A 6476-nucleotide genomic window follows, 5' to 3' on the forward strand; every position below is an offset into this window, starting at 1 on the left:
TTTACTGAACAAGAACTGGAAATATGGAGGGATAGGGCTAAAAATGGCCCATATAAGGTTTCGGGGGATGTCAGTACTAATTCACCTGGTGATTGGGAAAGGATTGTAAAGGAAGCTGGAAAATTTATGCTGAATCCAGCTGCAGATCGGTGGAAAGGAGAGGGAGATTTGAATTCTTGTGTTCAGCAGTGGTCCTATGAGCCTTTCTTAGAGGGTAATGGACTTAAACATGCTGCCTTTGTTTTTTTGATCACAGGTAAAGAAGCTTATAGGGATGCTGTACTCAAAGAATTACTAGCACAAGTGAGTGAACCTTTAACTGATTTTTCTAACACCCGTCATTGGTGTGATGGAGTACTTAAGGATATAAATCCTTCTTTTTTCATTACCGAATGGTTGGCCCGTCTGTTACATGCCTATGATTACATTAGGAGTACTATTTCAGATCAGGACCGACAATTGATTGAGAATTGGTTTAAAGATGCCGCCTTATTTTTTCAAAGGAATCTGGATGAAATGCAAATTTATTACTTTTACGGTTCTCATGAAAAACGTGCCCAGGAGTTGGTAGAAATGTGGGATCCGTTTAAAACTATTGAAGAAATATCTCATTATAATGGTTGGCCTATACCAATGATCGCCAGATGTTGGAATAACCGGAAGGGAAATCAAGCTCGCTATGTAGGTTTAGCAGGTGTCCTTTTAGAGGAAGAATCTCTTATTAAGAGCGCTAAACTTTATTTCAAGGAGTGGATAAAATATAGTGTATTTCCGGATGGGACCATAGGTGAAATGGAGAGATGGACAAAGGAAAACCCTGATTTGGGATGGTGTTATGCTGGAGAAACCATTACACAGATGGTAGAAATTGCTGATGCTCTTGCTCGCAAAGGTGATAATAGTTTATATGAGTTTTCCACTTCGGAAGGTTATCCAGGGACCGCGTTAGTAGGAGGAAATAAAAGCCTACTTTTGGCGATAAAAGCTTTTCTGAAATATATGGACCAAAGTTGGAAACCACTTCGATATGCTACTGTTAATTTCCATCAAAAGGGGAATGAGGACTACTTAATAAATGGCTATAATCCATTAAATGGCTGGGATGGAATACAAGATATTTATTTTACCCAAGCTAATGTATATTATCAGGATGAATATATAAATGAAGTTTATACAAGGAGGGCTGCTAGGGTGAGGGAATACCCTAAGAGGCCTCCATATCCTCATGAACTTACATGGGAGGGAAGTGGTCACATTTTTCCCGGCAAGTTGTTTATGTTTGGTCAAATGGAGGGTAAAGTTTGGCCTTTTGGTGAAAAAAGAGAAAATAACTAAAAAGAATAATTCAAGTAACTGTCACTAATTAGAGAAGAGATTTGATGGAAATCTATTCTTACTTTATTTGTTAACCGCTCCTTAGTTCTCCCAAATTAATTTCTACCCTCAAACCTTCTTCTTATTTTAAGCTTTTAATTGTCAAGTTTTCCAATTTGAATTGGGTTGGGGCTATTTTAAAACAATTCAAATTATGATTGAAATATGAAGATCCATATGAAAAAACTGTTGGTCTTTCCCTTCTTTTTATAATTGGTAAGCTTATTTGTAGGATTGTTTTGTGGGGTTCTTATTCATAAATATAACCTTTTCCCATACCCACAGTTAAGAAAAGTTATGCTCAATTTAGGCAAGATCCCTATGGGCCATGGTCTATTGGGATTTATAAAGGCTCGACTCCTTTCCAATTAATTGATCCTGAAGAGATATCTAACCCTGTTCTTAGTGGGGAAGATGTTGATGACGTTGAGGCTTCATTTGTTGCAGATCCATTTATTCTCCATAATAATGGAAAATTTTTTATGTTTTTTGAAGTATTGAATAAAGCAACTAATCAGGGAGACATAGGTTATGCAGAAAGTGTGGATGGGAAAATGTGGGATTATAAAAAAATTATACTAGACGAAGCCTTTCATTTATCCTATCCTTATGTTTTCGAATGGAAAAATGAATCTTACATGATTCCTGAGAGCTTTGAAGACTTGTCTGTGAGGCTTTATAAAGCAAAGAATTTTCCAGCTGAATGGGAATATATAGGGAATTTGTTATCTGGATATCCCTATGTTGATCCTTCTATTGTACGATATCAAGATAAATGGTGGATGTTTGTAGCCACCGGTAGTAGTGTTTTAAATCTTTATTATTCGGATGACCTGAGGAAGGGTTGGCAACCTCACTCTTTGAATCCCATCATTAAAAATAATAAAAATATTTCTAGGCCGGCAGGACGTGTTATGGTTTATGATGATAAGCTTTTTCGATTGACCCAAGATGGGGAACCAATCTATGGATTTCAGGTTTTTGCCTTTGAAATTACCCAATTAACTAAAGAAATATATAAGGAAAGAATCGTGTCGAATACACCCATAGTGACTGGTACTGGTCAAGGTTGGAATGCTGCAGGGATGCATCATGTAGATCCGCTTCAAATAGGAAATATTTGGATGTACGCAGTGGATGGGCGAAGTCAGTAAACCCATTGAAAAGAGGCTATTTTCGGACGGCTTTTCTTTTGCTGGTAGGGTTTAAATCTCTCTATTCGTAGTGTGAGGATGATTAAACTTGATGACTTTTTTTCTTGTTTTTATGGCTTCTCGAATAGAGGAAAAAGAGTTTAGGTTTGTTGGATATGTTTTTATAGTGCTAAAAAATCAAAAGCAATAACAAGAAATACACTGAAGAAGTGAGTAATTTACCTGCTTATTATAAACATTTTTGAAAAGGAATATATTTTTTAGTTTGTTATTTGAACTTCTCTTTTTAGTAATGGTGATCACGTTAATCAGTATTTTATTCTAAACCATCTTTAAATGGTTTAGCTTTCATCGGATATTGAAGGGATGATGTATCTTTTTTTCCATGTTTTGGAGTTGAGTGAAGCTGGTATTTGAAAAGGTTTCAATAAGATTCGTTCCGTTTAAGACAACTAATTATTTCAAGGACCTACTTTTCATAATAGTTGTAATGTTTACTTACCCTGATTCCATTTAGAATTAACCAAGTGTTTTTAAATGATTTATTACCATTCAGGATATCTGAATTTTCTATAAGATTTTGAGGTGTGTAGCCTTTCCGGGCCACGAAAAGATTTAAATCACTGAAGTGTTGTAGAATCAGAGAGTCAGAAACTAAATTAATGGGAGGAGAATCAATAATAATGTAATCAAAATTATTCCGAGAAATTTGAATAAGTGATTCCATTCTTTTTGTAGAAATGAGATTTGAGGGGTTAGAAGGTGGGGGGCCGGCGGGCATGACAAAAAGGTTTTCAATTTCTGAGCTAATCGTAATCTCATGCAACTGAACTTTGTTCCTTAAAAAGTCGCTAATCCCTATTTTATTATTAATATTTAAGTTTAAATGGGCTTTTGGTTTTCTTAAATCTAAACTTAGAAGCAATGTCTTTTTCCCTGATAAGGCTAAAATTGCTGCCAAATTCTGGGCACAAAAAGTCTTTCCTTCATTGGGTATTAATGAAGTCAGGAGGATCACTTTAGGGTTTAATATCTTTTCATCATGAATTATGTTGAAGTAAAGGGTACGAAAAGATTCGGAAATGGCGGATTTTGGTTTTTCTATTAAAGATAGTGGAGTATGTTTTTTTGCATAGGGTAGAACACCTAAAATAGGTTTATTGGAAACTGAATGTAAATCACCTTTGCTTTGGATCTTTTTATTAATTCTGTCTTTTACTACAATAAGAAAGGCGGGAGCCAACAGGCCAATAAAAATTGATAATAGATATGTTTTTTTTGGTTGGGGTGAAATAGGGCTGTTGGCAGTTATTCTGGCATAATCAATGATTTGATTTTCCGATGTGTTGGCGGCCAAGGTGATTTCTGCCTCTGCTTTTTTGTTCATCCAATACTCATGCTTTTTGTCCAAGAAAACAAGTTGTCTTTCAAGGCCCATTAATTCTTTTTCATTTATAGGAAGCTTGTTTATTTCATTATTGATATTAGCTATTCTATTATTTAATTCATTTAACCTGATTTCATTAGAGCTAATTATATTGAGAATGGTGTTTTTTAGTTGTTCTGTCGTGCGGTTGACCTTTAGTTCTAGGACTTGAAGAGCAGGGTTACTTTTCTTTGCAGAGTACTCCATTCCTGATTTTTCACGGCTGAGTTCAGAAAGTTCTACAATAAGGTCATAAAGTGCTGGGTTGTCTATGTTTTCGGGAGTTATCGAAGCATATTTTACAATATCATCCATATTGTTGATGTCTTCCAGCATTTTATTTAGAAAATTTATATTCCCGGAAATATCTGATTTTTCGGTCTCCAATCTGTCTAATCTAGTTAGATAATTGGTCTCGAGAATATCTTGACCTATGACTTTGTTTTGGGCTTTGAAAGTTTGGAGATTATTTTCTGCCTCTTTTAGCAAGTTGTTGATATCTCCAATCTGTTTTTCAATGTATTCTAGGGTTTTCTTATTTACTCCGGTTTTTTTTGTTTGATCTTTTAAGATGTATGAAAGCATCAATTCATCCACAAAAACCTTGAGTTTGTCGGGGCAACTTCCTTCAACCGACAGTTTTAATATATTAGAGCCACGAGATATTGCTGAAATTCCTAAACCGTTTTGGAAGCTTTCTGAAATTCCATTAATACTATTTATAATAAAATAGGTCTCATGTTCAGAGGGAGGGATATGTGGATTAACCTCTATTTTGAAGTTTAAATATTTACTTTCAAAAGGTTCACTGATAGATAATGTTTTATCAATATCTATTAGGGGAATATTTTGAAGGACGATTTGGTTTCTTTTTACATCATAGAGTTGAATATTTTTTGCCTTAGCGGTCACTCGGTATCTTTCTCTAGGCAATAGTTTAATATGAATTGGGACATGAAGAATTTGATGTTTGGTGGAATCTAAATGTATTTTATAAGAAGTGTTGTAGAATTGTTCATTATGCTTATACCCAAAGGATAGGAAGTTCCAGACTTTTTCTTTGGTAAAGTACGAAATGCCAAAGTTCAACCGCTGCAGGGTTTGCGAAATAAGATTAAATGATGATAATATTCCAATTTCATCTTCCAGGGCGGTCTCCTGGATGTTGGCCCTGTTATCCATTAAAAATTCTTCAAGATTCCTGGAGCGATTCTTTCCCTTATCGATTTGAATAGAGCCCTCGATTTGGTATGTTCTCGGTGTGATACTATTAAAAATATAGGCCAGGGTAAGGGCCAAAAATATAGTGAGAATAAAAAAAGGCCAATTGGCAAGGATTCGTTTAAAAATCAACAATAAATCAATTTGCTCTTCCTGAAAACGATTCTTCATTCTGGATTTGGTGTTTAAGGTCAAAAATAATTATTTAGGATGGCAGAAAGTTAATTTCGAGAAGCGTCCACTGCGTTGAAAATTAGAACAAAGGTTGTTATCCCTCCGAAGAGAATATCTAATAGGTCTAGATTCCCCCTTTTTGTAGATGCTTTTTGAGGTTCTATATACAAAATGTCATTGGGCATAAGGTGGAAATATGGAGACTCTATAAGGTTGGGATCAGTTAGGTCTAGTAAAATAATTTCTGAACCTTTTGCTTTTTGACGGATTAGTTTTACATTCCGGCGATTCCCTTCTTGGCTCAAGTCACCAGCCATGGAAAGGCCTTCAAATAGGTTTGCTTGTCCATTATAAACATATATATGTCCCGGATTATTCACTTCCCCAAGAATTGATATTTTGAAACTTACCAATTTTACAGATACCGTAGCATTATTAAGGTATTCATTAATGGATTCCTGGATTTTTTTTTCTACTTCAGAAACAGTATGGTTAATCACTTTTATTTCACCTATTGTCGGTAAGTGTATGTTTCCTTCTGTATTCACGGAATAGCCATTTAGGTACAATTGCGCCTGATTATCTTGAGGGGTTCCGAAAAAATTGGTGGTTTCATTATAAAAGAAGGAAGAACTGCCTGGGTCCAGACTATGCACCTTTATTGATAATACATCATTGGCTTGAACCTTATATATTGGTTTTTGGTGTTCTATTAAAGTTGGATATAATTTTGAGAATTCCTCATCTTGAATATAAGCCAGTCTTTTCGTAGAAAAACAAGAGGAGAGGAGTAAAATGGATAAAATAAGGAAGGGAGTTTTTCGGTGCATGGCAAGTAAAATTGGAATATTGAATATAGCTTTTCTAAATTGTTTCTGTTTGTTAGAAGAATTATGTGGTAAGGGTTTCGATGGGCTAGCACTTTATTCAAGTATTAAAATCAGAATAAAGCATGTAGGAAGCAATAGGCTTAAAGAGTGGTATAGTAATCAGTTTTAAAGTTTAATGAATTTTATTGTAAATAACTGATTGAGGAAATAACCTTTAATTATATAGAGTTCTGAATTTAGGCTTGAACTAATTTCGTTAAGGGATTGATTTATGACATTCAAATGTCCGGAAGTTTT

General features: G+C 34.8%; 4 protein-coding genes. 2 read left to right on the forward strand and 2 right to left on the reverse strand.

Annotated elements, in window-relative coordinates; genetic code table 11:
* Window positions 1-1335, forward strand: a 1335-nt coding sequence (locus E1171_RS23875) for a hypothetical protein (RefSeq protein WP_187696454.1), incomplete at its 5' end; no start/stop codon positions are given.
* Between the two features lie 314 nt (window positions 1336-1649).
* Window positions 1650-2528, forward strand: coding sequence for a glucosamine inositolphosphorylceramide transferase family protein (locus tag E1171_RS13960; RefSeq protein WP_425509620.1), 879 nt, complete (start codon window positions 1650-1652; stop codon window positions 2526-2528).
* Between the two features lie 469 nt (window positions 2529-2997).
* On the opposite strand, the gene E1171_RS13965 is transcribed toward E1171_RS13960, so the two are convergent.
* Window positions 2998-5346, reverse strand: coding sequence for a GumC family protein (locus E1171_RS13965; protein ID WP_155206647.1), 2349 nt, complete (start codon window positions 5344-5346; stop codon window positions 2998-3000).
* A 50-nt stretch (window positions 5347-5396) separates the two neighbouring features.
* A complete protein-coding gene (locus tag E1171_RS13970; RefSeq protein WP_246164346.1) occupies window positions 5397-6179 on the reverse strand; it encodes a polysaccharide biosynthesis/export family protein in 783 nt (260 codons plus the stop codon).
* Window positions 6180-6476: the final 297 nt, after the last annotated feature.

This window comes from Xanthovirga aplysinae (assembly GCF_009711365.1).
Lineage (GTDB): Bacteria > Bacteroidota > Bacteroidia > Cytophagales > Cyclobacteriaceae > Xanthovirga > Xanthovirga aplysinae.

Coding starts and splice junctions, on each gene's coding strand:
- E1171_RS13970 (WP_246164346.1), bottom strand. CDS start 6,179: ATGCACCGAAAAACTCCCTTCCTTATTTTATCCATTTTACTCCTCTCC.
- E1171_RS13965 (WP_155206647.1), bottom strand. CDS start 5,346: ATGAAGAATCGTTTTCAGGAAGAGCAAATTGATTTATTGTTGATTTTT.